Below are 14,231 nucleotides of genomic sequence, written 5' to 3' on the forward strand. Positions count from 1 at the left end.
TCTTTCAAATACTAAATTTATCCTAATCGAGTATTGTCTGCTTCAAAAAACATTATTTTTGTCAAAATTTAATTTAGTGCAAAAGCTACTCTATTTTTTAATCATCCTTTTTATTTCTAATTCAGGTTTCTCTCAAGAACAACCTATAGAAAAAAAGCAAATCAATATTATTTACGGTGGTACCTTCACTAAAGATGAAGCTATGGCACCTGGTGCTTCTATTTTCAGTAAAGATGAAAGACAAGTACAATTTGAACACCAAGGGGCTGACCTGTGGTGTGATTACGCTATTTTTTATCAAAAAGAAAATAGATTGAAAGCTGTCGGTAATATTAGACTCCAACAAGGAGATTCTATTCAAATGACTAGCGAGAAAGTTGATTATGATGGTAATATAAAACTAGCTAAAGCTTGGGGTAATGTTATTTTAGAACAAACACCAGGTATGAGACTCGAAACAGACACTTTACGTTTTAATCGTGAAAAACAAGAAGCTTATTACCAAGATTATGGAAAAGTTATTGACTCTGTAAATATACTAACGAGCCAAGTTGGTCGATACTTTATGGAAACTAAAAAATATCAGTTTTTAGATAGTGTACATATCGACAACCCCGATTATATATTAGACTCTGAGCAATTAGATTATTACACAAGTTCTAAAAATGCATACATGTACGGACCATCAACAGTTACTGGTGAAACTTACAAAATATATTGCGAGCGTGGCTTTTATGATACTAAAGTAGAAAGCGGTTATGGTATTAAAAACACACGAATAGATTATAACGACCGTATTATTGTTGGCGATTCTGTTTACTTTAATAAGGCACGCGAATTTGCATCTGCAACAAATAATATTGTCATTACCGACACTGTTAATAACGGTATACTAAGAGCACACTACGCTGAAGTTTTTAAAGCTAAAGACTCTGTTTTTGCTACCAAAAGAGCAGTTGCCATAAATATGGTCGAGAACGATTCTCTTTACATGCATGGTGATACTCTGATGATTACAGGAGTACCTGATAAAAGAATCTTAAGAGCTTTTAGAAATGCTAAATTTTATAAAACAGATTTAAGTGGTAAAGCAGATTCTATTCATGTAGATCAAGAAAGTGGACTTACCCAACTTATTGGAAAAAGAATTCCAGAGGCTGCCAAAGAAAAAGATTGGCCTAAATTCTATCCTATTATTTGGAATGCCGATAATCAAATGACAGGAGATAGCATCCATTTAATATCAAATACCAAAACTGAAAAACTAGATTCTTTAAAGGTGTTAGATAATGCTTTTATTGTATCAATAGATACCATTGGAAAAACAGGCTATAACCAGGCAAAAGGAAAAGATTTATTTGGTAAATTTTTAGATAATGAACTCGACGAAATAGATCTTATTAAAAACACCGAAGTTATCTATTGGATGTATAATGACGACCAAGAATTAATTGGTATTAATAAAACTATTTGTAGTAAAATTAATATCACTTTAGAAAATAACGATGTTGAAGATTTAACTTTTTACATAGAACCTGATGGTGATATTTTTCCTGAGGCTGACTTACCCGAAAATAGCAGAATATTAAAAGGTATGGTTTGGCGAGGCGATGAACGGATTTTAACCAAAGACGATATTTTTGATGAAGATGATAACAACATCGAACTTGTTGTTATACAAGGAATTGAAAACCCTATTGATATTGATGCTGAAGAAGCCGAGAGAAGTAAAAATATTTCAGACCCTGTAAACACTCCTCAAAAAAAGAAAAAAGAAAGCTCTAAAAAAGTTTCGCCTGCTGTAACTACAGAGCCTAAAAAAGAAAAAAATACTACAACAAAAAAAGTTGACTCAACAAAAGTAATTACTAAAAAATCTATCTGATTTTTATGAAAGAAGACTTTTTTAAATATCAAACTCAAACGAGTACTCACCCACTTGCATTAGAAATATCGCACGCCAAAGGCAGTTATATTTTTGATAAGGAAGGTAATGCTCATTTAGATTTTGTTGCAGGTGTTTCTGCTTGTAGTTTAGGCCATTGTCATCCAAAAATTAGTGATGCTATTAAAAAGCAGGTAGATAAATATGCGCATGTAATGGTTTATGGCGAGTACATACAAGAGCCCGCTGTTGTTTACACAAAATTACTAGCCTCATTATTGCCCGAATCATTAACCACCACTTATTTAGTAAATTCTGGCACTGAAGCTATTGAAGGAGCTTTAAAGCTAGCTCGGCGAGCAACAGGGCGAACAGAACTTATTGCTGCAAAAAAAGCATACCATGGTAATACTATGGGCAGCTTGAGCTTGATGGGTTACGAAGAAAGAAAAAGTGCTTTTAGACCTCTTGTTCCTGATATTAGAAGTATTGAGTTTAATAATGAAAGTGATTTAGATCGAATTACAGATAAAACAGCTGCTGTTATTTTAGAAACCATACAAGGTGGTGCTGGTTTTATAGAACCAAAAAATGACTATTTAAAAAAGGTAAGAGAGCGCTGCGATAAAGTTGGAGCTTTAGTTATTTTAGATGAAATACAACCTGGCTTTGGGCGTACAGGTAAGCTTTTTGCTTTTGAACATTATAACTGTACTCCTGATATTTTAGTAATAGGTAAAGGCATGGGAGGCGGTTTACCTGTTGGAGCTTTTGTAGCTTCAGAAAAGTTAATGGAAACATTGCAAGACTCTCCCAAACTGGGTCACATAACTACATTTGGTGGTAACCCGATAATTGCGGCGGCAAGTTTAGCTACTTTAAAAGAAATTACCGAAACAAATCTTATTGCCGAAACTCTTGATAAAGAAATTCTTTTTAAAAAATATTTAAAGCATACACTTATAAAAGAAATTAGAGGTAAAGGGTTAATGTTAGCACTCATTTTAGAAAATGAAGAAATAGCAAATCATGTTATTTTAACTGCGGCTAAAGAAAAACTAATTCTTTTCTGGTTATTATTTGAACCAAGAGCTGTAAGAATTTCACCTCCCCTAACTATCTCAAACGAAGAGATTAAACAGGGTTGCGAACAAATAATATCAATTTTAAATAACTACTAATACTATTTTGTTAACTAATTTGTTAATAAAGTAGACACTAAAACAGCTTATCACTAGATAGTTAATACTAATTTTAAGTCAATTAGATAAACAGAGAGGCCTATGGCGTTTAATGCAGAGGAAAGACCTAGCCAACCAATAACCAAGTTTGAGTCAATGTTAAAGACAGATGATGTCTATTTCTTTGATGCAGAAGACTTTGAAGATATTATCCATCATTATTTAAATAATGGAAAAATATCATTGGCAAAAAAGGCGATAAAAATTGGTCTACAGCAACATCCTGATACCCTTGAGATTAAGTTACTTAATATTGAGGTTCTTGTTTTTGAAAACAAATTGGAGTTAGCTGAAAAATTATTAGATGAACTTCAATTATTAGACAACTATAATGAAGAAATCTATATTCAGAGAGCCAATATTTATTCTAAAAAAGATAATCATATTGAAGCTGTAAATTTATTAGAAAAAGCTTTAGAATTTTCTGATGACGGATTCGATATCCATTCTTTATTGGGAATGGAGTACCTTTTTATGGATGATTTTGAAATGGCTAAGAAAAATTTCATGAAATGTGTAGAGTTCGATGAAGAAGATTACTCTTCATTATACAATGTCATTTATTGTTTTGAGTTTCTTGAAGATTTTAATGGTGCTATTGTTTATTTGAATGATTATTTAGAGAAAAAACCATATTGCGAAGTTGCTTGGCATCAATTAGGAAAGCAATACATTGCTAAAAAAATGTACAAAGAAGCCCTTAGTGCTTTTGATTTTGCAATAATATCAGATGATAGTTTTATAGGTGCTTATTTTGAAAAAGGTAAAGTTTTAGAAAAACTTGGCAAATACAACGAGGCTATAGAAAATTACGAGACTACTATTAGTATTGAAGACCCTACCTCGCATGCATACCTTAGAATTGGCAAATGTCATGAAAAGCTAGGTAATACAGATATGGCTAAATATTACTTTTACCATACTGTGCACGAAGATCCGCTTTTAGATAAAGGGTGGTTAGCAATTACTAATTTTTATTACCGACAAAAAAACTACGAAAAGGCTGCATATTATATTAATAAAGCAACAAATATAGATGGAGAAAATCCATCATATTGGAAAAAATGTGGAAAAATAAATGCTGCATTAAAAAATTACGATGAAGCTGATTTTGCTTTTAAACAAGCTGTAGATTTTGGTAATTACGAATTAGAAACTTGGTTACTATGGGCTAGTGTTGTCGAAAAAAATGAAGATTTCGATTCTGCCATTCAAATATTAAAACAAGGTTTAGAGTTTCATCCAGAAGAGGCTTCTATTTTATTTAAATTATCAGGTGTTAACAGTAAATTATCAAATTCAGAAGATGCTAAAAAATACCTTTCTGAAGCTATAATCTTAAACACAGATGGGTTAAATAGTTTTAAAGAGGAGTATCCTATTTTCTCTAATACAGAATGGATGTTAAACATCTTTGAACAATATAAAAAGGCTTCCAAATAAAAAAACTATTTTTGTTTTTTTATACATATGGAAAATAGAAATTTTTTAAGTTACTTTTTTATAACACTGAAAGGAATTGCAATGGGAGCTGCTGATGTAGTACCCGGAGTTTCGGGTGGTACTATTGCTTTTATATCTGGTATTTATGAAGAGCTAATTGACTCTATAAACAATATCAACTTCGGTTTATTTAAAACGTTCAAAGAAGAAGGTTTTAAAGCTTTTTGGAGTAAAGCAAATGGTAATTTTTTAATTTCTTTATTTCTTGGTATTTTTATTAGCGTAGTATCTTTAGCAAAAGGTATAAGCTGGTTGCTACTAAACCAACCAGTTCTGCTATGGTCTTTCTTTTTTGGTTTGGTTGTCGCAAGTATCTTTTTTGTAGGTAAATCTATCGAAAAATGGAATGCTACAGCAGTAATTATGCTAATTATAGGTGCTATAGCCGCTTATTACATAACAACATTACCAACTTCTGAAAATACTGACAGTTTACCATTTTTATTCTTATCCGGTGCATTGGCAATTTGTGCTATGATATTGCCTGGTATTTCAGGTGCATTTATTCTTGTTCTTTTAGGCTCATATAAAGTTATTTTAGATGCTGTACATGAACGAGATTTAAAAATAGTTGCTACCGTTGGCTTAGGAGCTATTTTTGGTTTACTAAGTTTTGCTAAACTTTTAAAATGGATGTTTACACATTATAAAGATTTAACATTAGCTGTACTTACTGGTTTTATTTTAGGCTCCTTAAATAAAATATGGCCATGGAAAAATGTATTAGAAACTAAAGTTTTTGGTAATAAAATAATTCCTGTTGTTGAAGAAAATATTTCTCCTTTTTCATACGTAGGGGATAATCAATTATTGTTAGCTGTTGTTCTCGCTTTAATAGGTTTTTCTCTTATTTTTATCTTAGAAAAATTAGCTTCTAAAAAGTAAAATACTTTATGCATGAACCGCGTACATCTTCAGATAAATTTTGGCTTATCGTCAAAGGCTTATGTATGGGTGCTGCAAATAAAGTTCCTGGTGTTTCTGGCGGAATCGTAGCCTTTGTTGGTGGGTTTTATGAAGAGTTTATTTATTCACTACAAAAGATAAACACAAAAGCTTTTAAGCTTCTATTAAATGGAAGAATAAAAAGTTTTTATCGTTATACTAACGGTCAGTTTTTAACATTACTAATTTTCGGAATGTTAGTAAGCTACTTTAGTGTTTCTAAAATATTAGATTACTTTTTAGAAGAAAAAGAACTTTATGTTTGGTCCGCTTTCTTCGGAATGATTTTAGGATCAATTTATTATATCGCAAAAGACTTTAACCACTGGAGTAAAAAAACAGTCACTGCAGGTTTTATTGGCCTAGTAATTGGTATTGCCATCAGCTTTTTAAACCCTGCGAAAGAAAACGATAATCTTATTTTTATTTTCTTATGTGGTATGATTAGTGTTTCGGGAATGACATTACCAGGCCTATCAGGTTCTTTTATTTTAATTTTACTCGGTAATTACGTATTGCTTCTAGTAGACTCTGTAAATTCATTATACGATACTTTTGCTGAAATAATTGTTGGTGACTTTAGTGTTTTTAAAAATACCAAAAGGTTACATACGTTAAAAATACTTGCTGTATTTACTACTGGCTCTGCTGTTGGTTTAGTAACACTATCTCACCTACTAACCTATTTACTAAAACATTTTAAGCACATTACAACCGCTATCATTATAGGTTTTATAACAGGATCGCTAGGTGTAGTTTGGCCTTGGAAAAAAACAATTCTCAAAACAAATTTAGATACTAGTTTAGCACTAGATTCTAACGGAAATGAAATTATAATTAATTACGAAAGATATTTTCCTGATATGACAAGTTTAGAAACTTGGTGGGCATTTTTCTTTATATGTACAGGGATAATAACTCTTTTAGGATTAGATTGGTATGGCAAAAACAGAAAATAAAATACGTTTCGGATTGATCGGAAAAGATATAGACTACTCTTTTTCTAGGTCTTATTTTACTGAAAAATTTAAAAATCTAAAGTTAGACGATTACAGTTATGAAAACTTTGATTTTCAAGATATTAATGAGCTTAAATCGATATTAGAAAAAGAAAAAAACATTAAAGGTTTTAATGTTACAATTCCTTATAAACAAGATGTTTTTCCATTTTTATTTGATGTAGATGATACTGCTAAAGAAATTGGCGCAGTAAATACCATAAAATTTACAGACAAAGGCCTTAAAGGATTCAATACTGATTATTATGGTTTTCAAAAATCTATAGAGCCTGCAATAAAAAAACACCATACATATGCACTTATTTTAGGTACAGGCGGGGCATCAAAAGCAATAGCCTTTGTTTTAAAAAAATTAGACCTGAGCTATACATTTGTATCTAGAACCGCTAAAGAGAATCAATTTACTTATGCCGATTTAAATAAAACTATAATAGAAAAACATACTGTTATTGTAAACTGCACTCCCCTTGGCACCTACCCCGATATAACAGATAAACCAGATATACCTTATGAATATTTAAGTGATAAGCATTTGCTATTTGATTTGATATATAACCCAATAAAAACTGCATTTTTATTAGAAGGCGAAAAAAGAGGCGCTCAAATAAAAAATGGTGATAAAATGTTAGAATTACAGGCAGAAAAATCTTGGGAGATATGGAATAGCTAATACTTAAATATTTTTACACATTATTCTAAATAAGTTTAACATATTTTTTTGGTATTCACGAGGTTGTTACTATATTACCAATGAATTAGGCAAATAGCCAAATACGTACATAATGTTGGACGAGAAAGACGAAAAACTACCGTTGGGTAGTAGTGATGAAAACAATAGCGATACTACTGAAAAAACAGAAGAAACGACTATTGAAGAACAGACAGAATCTTCAAACGAAGAGGTTGCAAAAGACGATACTTCAGAAACTATTGAAGCCGAATCTAATACAGAGCAAAAAGCAGCTGTTGATGAGGAAGATGTTGTTTTGAATGAAATAGACGATTCTAACGCAGAAGATGCTGAAGATGAAGACAATCGTGTACGGCACACTATTCCTGTTTTAGACTATCATTCGATGTCTATCGAAAATTTAGTAGGTGAATTACAGCGCTTAGTAAAAAATGAAAAAGTACAGGCTATTAAAAAGCATGTTGATGATATCAAATCTGAATTCGATTTAAAATTTCAAGAATTTTTAGATGAGAAAAAAGAAGAATTTATCAGCAACGGTGGAAACGAAATAGACTTTCATTATAATTCGGTAACGAAAAGACAATTTAATGAAGTTTATACTGAGTATAGAGAAAAGAAAAATCAATATCATAAAAGCTTAGAAAAAAGCTTAAAAGATAATTTAGCAACGCGTTTGCAAATTATTGAAGATTTGAAAGGTCTTGTATCTATTGAAGAAGATATTAATGCTACTTATAAAAACTTCAAAGATCTTCAAGAAAAATGGCGTCAAACTGGCCCTATCCCAAGAAATAATTATAATGATGTATGGCGCACATACCATCATCATATTGAAATATTTTACGATTTTCTTCATTTAAATAGAGAGTTACGTGATTTAGATTTTAAACGTAACCTTGAAGAAAAAGAAAAATTAGTTGAACGTGCTGAAGCTTTAGAAAAAGTAGAAGATTTAAATGTAGCTTTCCAAGAATTACAAACATTACATAAAATTTGGAAAGAAGATATCGGCCCTGTAGATAAAGATCATAGAGAAGCAATATGGGATCGTTTTAGTAATGCAACAAAAGCATTGCACAACCGAAGACAAGGATATTACCAAGAATTAGAGAAAAAATTTGAGGCGAACCTTGTTAAAAAACATGAAATTATTGAAGGTATAAAAGCCATTACTATTAAAGTTGCGGCAAACCATAAACGCTTACAACAACAAATTAAAGAAATTGAAGCTTTAAGAGATAGTTTCTTTAAAGCTGGTAAAGTTCCTCAAAAAGTAAATGAGAAAACATGGGCTTCTTTTAAAGAGAACGTTCGTGAATTTAATAGAAAAAAGAACTCATTTTATAAAGATCAGAAAAAAGAGCAACAAGATAATTTAGATAAAAAAAGAGCTCTTTTAGAACTTGCTACATCATTAAAAGACAGTGAAGATATTGCACATGCAACTCCTGAGATGAAGCGTATACAGAATGAATGGAAAACTATTGGACATGTACCAAGAAAATTTTCTGATAAAATCTGGAAAGAATTTAAAGACGCATGTAACCATTATTTTAAAAGATTACACGCTCATAAAAATGAAGCCCAGAAAGATGAGTTAGAAAATTTTGAAAAGAAAAGTGCGTGTTTAGAACGTATACAAGCTTTTGAACTATCTGGCGAAAGAAGTAAAGATTTAAGTGCTATTAAGCAATTTGTTGCCGAATGGAAATCGCATGGTAGAGTACCTTTTAATAAAAAGAGTATTAACGTTAAGTTTAATAAAATTTTAGATGCTTTATTTAAAAAATTAGACGTTGACAGGCAAGAAGGCGAAATGTTGAAATATGGCAACAAAATTCAACAATTAAAACAAAGTGAAGACACTGATTATGCTTTACAAAAAGAACGTACTTTTATTAGACGTAAAATTGATGAAAGCAATACCGAAATCAGACAGTTAGAAAACAACCTTCAGTTTTTCTCTAATGCATCAGAAGATAGCCCAGTGGTTAGAGATGTTATTAAGAAAATAGATGGTCATAAAAAAGACTTAGAAACTTGGAAAGAGAAACTTAAAAGTCTTAATATTTTAAAGAATAATTTAAATAAAGAATCAGAAGAGACTGAAGAAACAGTTGAAGAAGATTCTGAAGAAGCATAAAACCTTTTAAACTTTAAGTTTTGTTATATGATACATTTAATCGTTGGCAACACAGGATCAGGTAAAACAACATACTCGAACCAACTTAAAGAAAAAACCAAAGGTGTAATTTTTTCAATAGATACTTGGAATGCCGTTTTATTTTTGCCTGACAAAAGCAAAAATGACGGCATTACTTGGTTTTTAGAACGAATTGAACGTTCTGAAACTTTGATTCAGAAACTTATTCTTCAGCTCAAACATTCTAACGTAGATGCTATTTTAGATTTAGGCCTTTCTAAAATTACTCACAGAGCCAAATTTATTGCATTTGCTAATCAACATAAAGTAGAATACCAAATACACTACTTAAATATTTCAAAAGAAATTAGACGCGAAAGAATTTTAAAAAGAAACACTGAACAAGGAGACACTTTCGAATTTGAAGTAACAGATGAAAATTTTGAATTTATGGAAACTTGGTTCGAAAAACTTACCAAAAAAGAGCTAAAAAATGCTCTGGTTATAGAAGAATAGCTTTATAACTCCCACAACCCTACTCCTTTATTTCTTAAACAATACCTAACCTACTTTTTAAAATCGATTACCTAATTAGCTGTATTTTAGTTTTTTAACAGTCTATTATTCTTTAAATCACTAACTTAAGAAACAACTCAGCTAAATTTATTAATCATGATACAAAAAAACATAAAAAACGTAAACAAATTCTTAATTTTTGTATTTTCAACACTGTTACTTATTGGAGTAACAACAAAAGTTAATGCTACTGTATTTTTACAAGAACAAGAAGAAAACTTCAATCAGTTTAAAGGCAAAATTGTTGCCGATAAATCGAATAAAAAATTAGTATTTGCAACACTTTCATTAGAAGGTACAAATATTACTACAGTAACAAACTCAGAAGGTGAGTTTTCATTAAAAATACCTGCCTCAATTAAAAAAGGTAGTATACAGGTTAGTTTTTTAGGGTATAAGTCTAAAAACATTCTATTATCAGAATTAAAAGCAAACGATAATAAAATTACACTAGAAACCTCTATCGTAGCTTTAACGGAAGTTAATGTAACAGTACCTAAAAGCGCCGAAGCACTTGTTAGAGCTACATTAAAAAATAAAGGCGACAATTATTTTGAAGACCCTACATTAATGACTGCTTTTTATAGAGAAACGATTAAGAAAAGAAAAAAGAATGTATCTCTTTCTGAAGCGGTGGTTAATATTCACAAAACACCCTACTCATCAAAAATGCGAGATAATGTAGAGTTATATAAGGCGCGAAAAAGTACAGATTATAGTAAGTTAGATACATTAGCACTAAAACTACAAGGTGGTCCGTTTAATACGTTATTTGTTGATCTTATGAAATACCCTGAATATGTATTTACACAACAAACAATTCCGCTTTACAATTTCTCTTTTGATCATTCTACTAGAATAAATGATAAACTTATTTATGTAATTAACTTTAACCAAAAAGAAGAATTTAAAAACGATCAGCTATATAAAGGAAAACTATTTATAGATGCTGAAAACAAAACATTAACCAGTGCTATTTATGCTTTAAATATTACAGATAAAGATGCTGCTTCAAAAATGTTTGTAAAGAAAAAACCTGCTAAAGCAAACGTGTACCCTACAGAGGTTGCTTATAGAGTTGATTACAGAGAAAAAAATAACAAGTGGTACTATGGTTATAGCAATGTAATGCTTGAGTTTAAAATTAATTGGGATGATAAACTTTTTAATTCTGTATATAGTATGACATGTGAAATGGCTGTTACTGATTGGGAAAAGAACCTTACAAGCTCCTTAAAAGGAAAAAATAGATTACGTCGAAATATTATTCTGAGCGATGAAGCCATCGGTTTTTCAGATCCAGATTTTTGGGGTCAATATAATATCATAGAGCCAGAAAAGTCGATAGAGTCTGCAATTAAAAAAATACAACGTCAATTACGAAAAAATAAAATAGGTGGCGGTGCTGTTGCTAGCTTAAGACCTTAAAAAACAGCATCAATAAAACAGAATGTAAAAGACCACAATTTGTGGTCTTTCTTTTTTACATGTAGCTACATAAGAGTGATTACACCGTTATTTATACGCTATATCTAATTGTATTTATAAATGAAAAAGTATAAATTATTGTTTAGATGTACTTAAATAAGTATCTCAATTTATTCTTTAATTTGAGATACTATTAAAATTTAAAATATACTATTTTACAATTAAAATGCATTAATTAAATAGTTTTTATATTCATTATTATCTAGAGGTTATTTAATTATATACTGCTATCGTATTTTTTCTTAAGTTTATAATCTATATACCAATAAAACAGAAATAACCGTAATTGTACGGTTATCCGTACGTTGTAAGCAATTTAAAAAATCATTCGAGGTGAAATTAAAAAATCTGACAATAGCTCCAAGAACTGGAAATAAAAGTATCGAATATTTAGAGAATATCTTAGAGGATAAATTAACTGATAATTTCAAAATATTTATGAAAAAGTATGCTGGACTTTCAGTAATTGAGGATTTTTATGAAGACAAGAACGGAAATCAATGGGAATTACAAACCTTTGATGGAATAATGTCGATGGCTCAATTAACTAAAGAGTTTAAGGAAAATGGTTGGGGTTCAAAAATGCCTTTTGCATATGACCCCGGAGGTTGGCATTATTGTATAAGTTATGAAGTAGAAAGTTATCATAAAATAATAGTTAATCGTTGGAATGACCATCTACCAGAAGAACAATTCCTGATTATAGCAGATTCATTCGAGGAATTTATAAACGGACTTCACGCAAAACACAAGTAAAAACTGCTTACAACAAAACCTATAAACAATACGGGTTTTCGGCTTAATCGAAAGATTTGCGTATTTTTATGAAGTCCGCAAAATCTTTTGGATTTTGCTTTAAACAAGAAAAGAAAAAATAAAACAAAAAGATTTTGCTATGTGCTTGGTGGAAAGTAAACGCTAGTTTGCTCCCGTACTGTTCATAGCCAAATCGTTAGCCACAATATTGAAAAAACCCTAATAAATGATTAAGTATTTTAATATTGATGGAATCTCAACTAATGAAGAAACTGACAAAACTGTTGTTACAGAATGGAATAATCAATTTTCCATTAAGAATGATGATATCTCATCTGATATGGATTTTAAGTTAATAAATTTAACTTTCAAATCAGCTGATATTCTGTTTGGAAGTGTTCAAAATATGTACAACATTTTGATGACTAAATCGACAATGACTTCATATGCTGGAATCAATGCTGAAATAAAAATATCAAAAGACGAATTTGAAAAGTGGCTGAATGTGAATAAGTCAACTGAAACACATAAATTTCTATATTATTATGATTTTCAAAGTTTAGTCGGCTCTTTGCAAAACTTAATATCTGAGTCCAGATTTCTACTATGTGATTTTTACAAGACCTTAAATGAGAATTCATTTATGATAATCGAAAACCCAAAAAATGTTGAAGGACTTATGTTCGCATCAGGAAGACTTGTAACAAGTATATTCGCAAAAATAAATCACCTATTCATAAATTTAAATAGCCAATTAGATTTTATTACTAAGATTGCATATGAACTTGAGAATATTCCAAAAGATTTTGATGTTTATCCAAAAATGAAATCGAATAAAATTTTGTTTGGAGATGCGAAAAAAATTAAGAATAGTAAGTTAAAAAACACCATTTTTGACAAAACAGATAACACTAAATTGATAATCAGTTTAAGGAATGAAATAATTCATAACGCATCGTTTGAAAATATCCAAAAAGTTTATCAACTGTTTTCGAATAACATTATGACCGAAAAATTTATATTAATACCTGATAATACAAATGGTAATTTTGATTCATATAAAAATAGAAATCGGTTTTTCAATAATGACATTAAATTAAACGAACTTTTACCAAACATAGTCACAGAATTTTGGAAAGAAATGGAAACAACAATAATCAAACTGGCATAAATACTGTGGCTAACAATGTATATAAAAAATAGCGCGAGCATTTGCAAACACAGAGGTTCGGGCAATTTTTCGAGGTCGCCAAATTTTTAAATTTGGCTATTTGAGAAAAGAAAGATAAATAGAAAAATTTAAAAATTCGGCTTGAGTTCAACCGAATGGTTAGCGCACTTTTTCAGCGCTACTTTTCATATACTCGACCGTTATATACCATTACCACTCAACAATGAAAAATCTAATTAATTACATACAATCAAGAATTGCCTTAACTCAAAATGATATTGATTTAATCAAAAAGTATTTCGTTTCTGAACAAATCCCAGCTCAAATTAATCTTTTAGAACCAGGAAAAGTTGAGAGGTATATTTATTTCTTAGATACTGGAATTGTAAAGGGATATCAAAATACTGACGGAAAAATTGTCGTACAGCACCTTGTAGCGGAACAAGATTTTTTTACATCATTAGATAGTTTTATGACAGAAACACCTTCATTAGATTATTATGAAACTATCACAGAGTCTAGAGTTCTAAAAATATCTAAACCTGATTTTGATATTTTACAAAAGGAAACGACATTTTGGGCAATATTTATTAAAGAAGTAACCAACGAACATTTAAGTTGTAAATTAGAACGTGTTAAAGATTTTCAAATTTTAACAGCAAAAGAACGTTATCTAAAATTTGTAAATCAGAATCCAAAATTAGCTTTAAATGTATCTATTGACAATATCGCTTCTTTTTTAGGAATGGAACCTCAATCTTTAAGTCGTATCAGAAAACAAATCGTTTTCTAACAAATGTTATTTCTAAC

12 protein-coding genes are annotated in these 14,231 nt (G+C 30.2%); all 12 read left to right on the forward strand.

The window, feature by feature from the left end:
• Positions 1-58: 58 nt before the first annotated feature.
• The 12 genes from H0I23_RS08455 (at position 59) to H0I23_RS08510 (ending at position 14,214) form a co-directional block, all read left to right on the forward strand.
• Positions 59-1,885, forward strand: a complete 1,827-nt coding sequence (locus H0I23_RS08455) for an OstA-like protein (RefSeq protein WP_216782797.1) — start codon at positions 59-61, stop codon at positions 1,883-1,885.
• Positions 1,886-1,890: 5 nt separating this feature from the next.
• Positions 1,891-3,066, forward strand: a complete 1,176-nt coding sequence (locus tag H0I23_RS08460; protein ID WP_216782798.1) for an aspartate aminotransferase family protein — start codon at positions 1,891-1,893, stop codon at positions 3,064-3,066.
• A 102-nt stretch (positions 3,067-3,168) separates the two neighbouring features.
• Positions 3,169-4,569: a lipopolysaccharide assembly protein LapB gene (locus H0I23_RS08465; protein WP_216782799.1), complete on the forward strand. Its 1,401-nt coding sequence runs from the start codon at positions 3,169-3,171 to the stop codon at positions 4,567-4,569.
• A gap of 27 nt (positions 4,570-4,596) precedes the next feature.
• A complete protein-coding gene (locus H0I23_RS08470) occupies positions 4,597-5,514 on the forward strand; it encodes a DUF368 domain-containing protein (protein WP_216782800.1) in 918 nt (305 codons plus the stop codon).
• 8 nt (positions 5,515-5,522) lie between these two features.
• Complete coding sequence (locus H0I23_RS08475) at positions 5,523-6,533, forward strand: DUF368 domain-containing protein (RefSeq protein ID WP_216782801.1); 1,011 nt, start codon at positions 5,523-5,525, stop codon at positions 6,531-6,533.
• Positions 6,514-7,263, forward strand: coding sequence for a shikimate dehydrogenase (locus H0I23_RS08480; RefSeq protein WP_216782802.1), 750 nt, complete (start codon positions 6,514-6,516; stop codon positions 7,261-7,263). Before H0I23_RS08475 ends, H0I23_RS08480 begins: the two co-directional genes overlap by 20 nt.
• A 112-nt stretch (positions 7,264-7,375) precedes the next feature.
• The gene (locus H0I23_RS08485; protein ID WP_216782803.1) at positions 7,376-9,430 is read left to right on the forward strand and encodes a DUF349 domain-containing protein; all 2,055 of its coding nucleotides are present in this window, start codon (positions 7,376-7,378) and stop codon (positions 9,428-9,430) included.
• Positions 9,431-9,457: 27 nt separating this feature from the next.
• Entirely contained in the window at positions 9,458-9,946 is a 489-nt protein-coding gene (locus H0I23_RS08490) for an ATP-binding protein (RefSeq protein WP_216782804.1), read from the forward strand.
• Positions 9,947-10,102: 156 nt separating this feature from the next.
• A complete protein-coding gene (locus H0I23_RS08495) occupies positions 10,103-11,434 on the forward strand; it encodes a carboxypeptidase-like regulatory domain-containing protein (RefSeq protein ID WP_216782805.1) in 1,332 nt (443 codons plus the stop codon).
• Between the two features lie 393 nt (positions 11,435-11,827).
• A complete protein-coding gene (locus H0I23_RS08500; RefSeq protein WP_216782806.1) occupies positions 11,828-12,250 on the forward strand; it encodes an SMI1/KNR4 family protein in 423 nt (140 codons plus the stop codon).
• Between the two features lie 226 nt (positions 12,251-12,476).
• Entirely contained in the window at positions 12,477-13,421 is a 945-nt protein-coding gene (locus H0I23_RS08505; protein WP_216782807.1) for a hypothetical protein, read from the forward strand.
• 223 nt (positions 13,422-13,644) lie between these two features.
• Positions 13,645-14,214, forward strand: coding sequence for a Crp/Fnr family transcriptional regulator (locus H0I23_RS08510; RefSeq protein WP_216782808.1), 570 nt, complete (start codon positions 13,645-13,647; stop codon positions 14,212-14,214).
• Positions 14,215-14,231: the final 17 nt, after the last annotated feature.

It is taken from the genome of Cellulophaga sp. HaHaR_3_176, assembly GCF_019021925.1.
GTDB lineage: Bacteria > Bacteroidota > Bacteroidia > Flavobacteriales > Flavobacteriaceae > Cellulophaga.

What these genes read in the sequence shown, in the direction of transcription:
- H0I23_RS08460 (WP_216782798.1), top strand. Translation starts at nt 1,891, where the DNA reads ATGAAAGAAGACTTTTTTAAATATCAAACTCAAACGAGTACTCACCCA.
- H0I23_RS08465 (WP_216782799.1), top strand. Translation starts at nt 3,169, where the DNA reads ATGGCGTTTAATGCAGAGGAAAGACCTAGCCAACCAATAACCAAGTTT.
- H0I23_RS08470 (WP_216782800.1), top strand. Translation starts at nt 4,597, where the DNA reads ATGGAAAATAGAAATTTTTTAAGTTACTTTTTTATAACACTGAAAGGA.
- H0I23_RS08475 (WP_216782801.1), top strand. Translation starts at nt 5,523, where the DNA reads ATGCATGAACCGCGTACATCTTCAGATAAATTTTGGCTTATCGTCAAA.
- H0I23_RS08480 (WP_216782802.1), top strand. Translation starts at nt 6,514, where the DNA reads ATGGCAAAAACAGAAAATAAAATACGTTTCGGATTGATCGGAAAAGAT.
- H0I23_RS08485 (WP_216782803.1), top strand. Translation starts at nt 7,376, where the DNA reads ATGTTGGACGAGAAAGACGAAAAACTACCGTTGGGTAGTAGTGATGAA.
- H0I23_RS08490 (WP_216782804.1), top strand. Translation starts at nt 9,458, where the DNA reads ATGATACATTTAATCGTTGGCAACACAGGATCAGGTAAAACAACATAC.
- H0I23_RS08495 (WP_216782805.1), top strand. Translation starts at nt 10,103, where the DNA reads ATGATACAAAAAAACATAAAAAACGTAAACAAATTCTTAATTTTTGTA.
- H0I23_RS08505 (WP_216782807.1), top strand. Translation starts at nt 12,477, where the DNA reads ATGATTAAGTATTTTAATATTGATGGAATCTCAACTAATGAAGAAACT.
- H0I23_RS08510 (WP_216782808.1), top strand. Translation starts at nt 13,645, where the DNA reads ATGAAAAATCTAATTAATTACATACAATCAAGAATTGCCTTAACTCAA.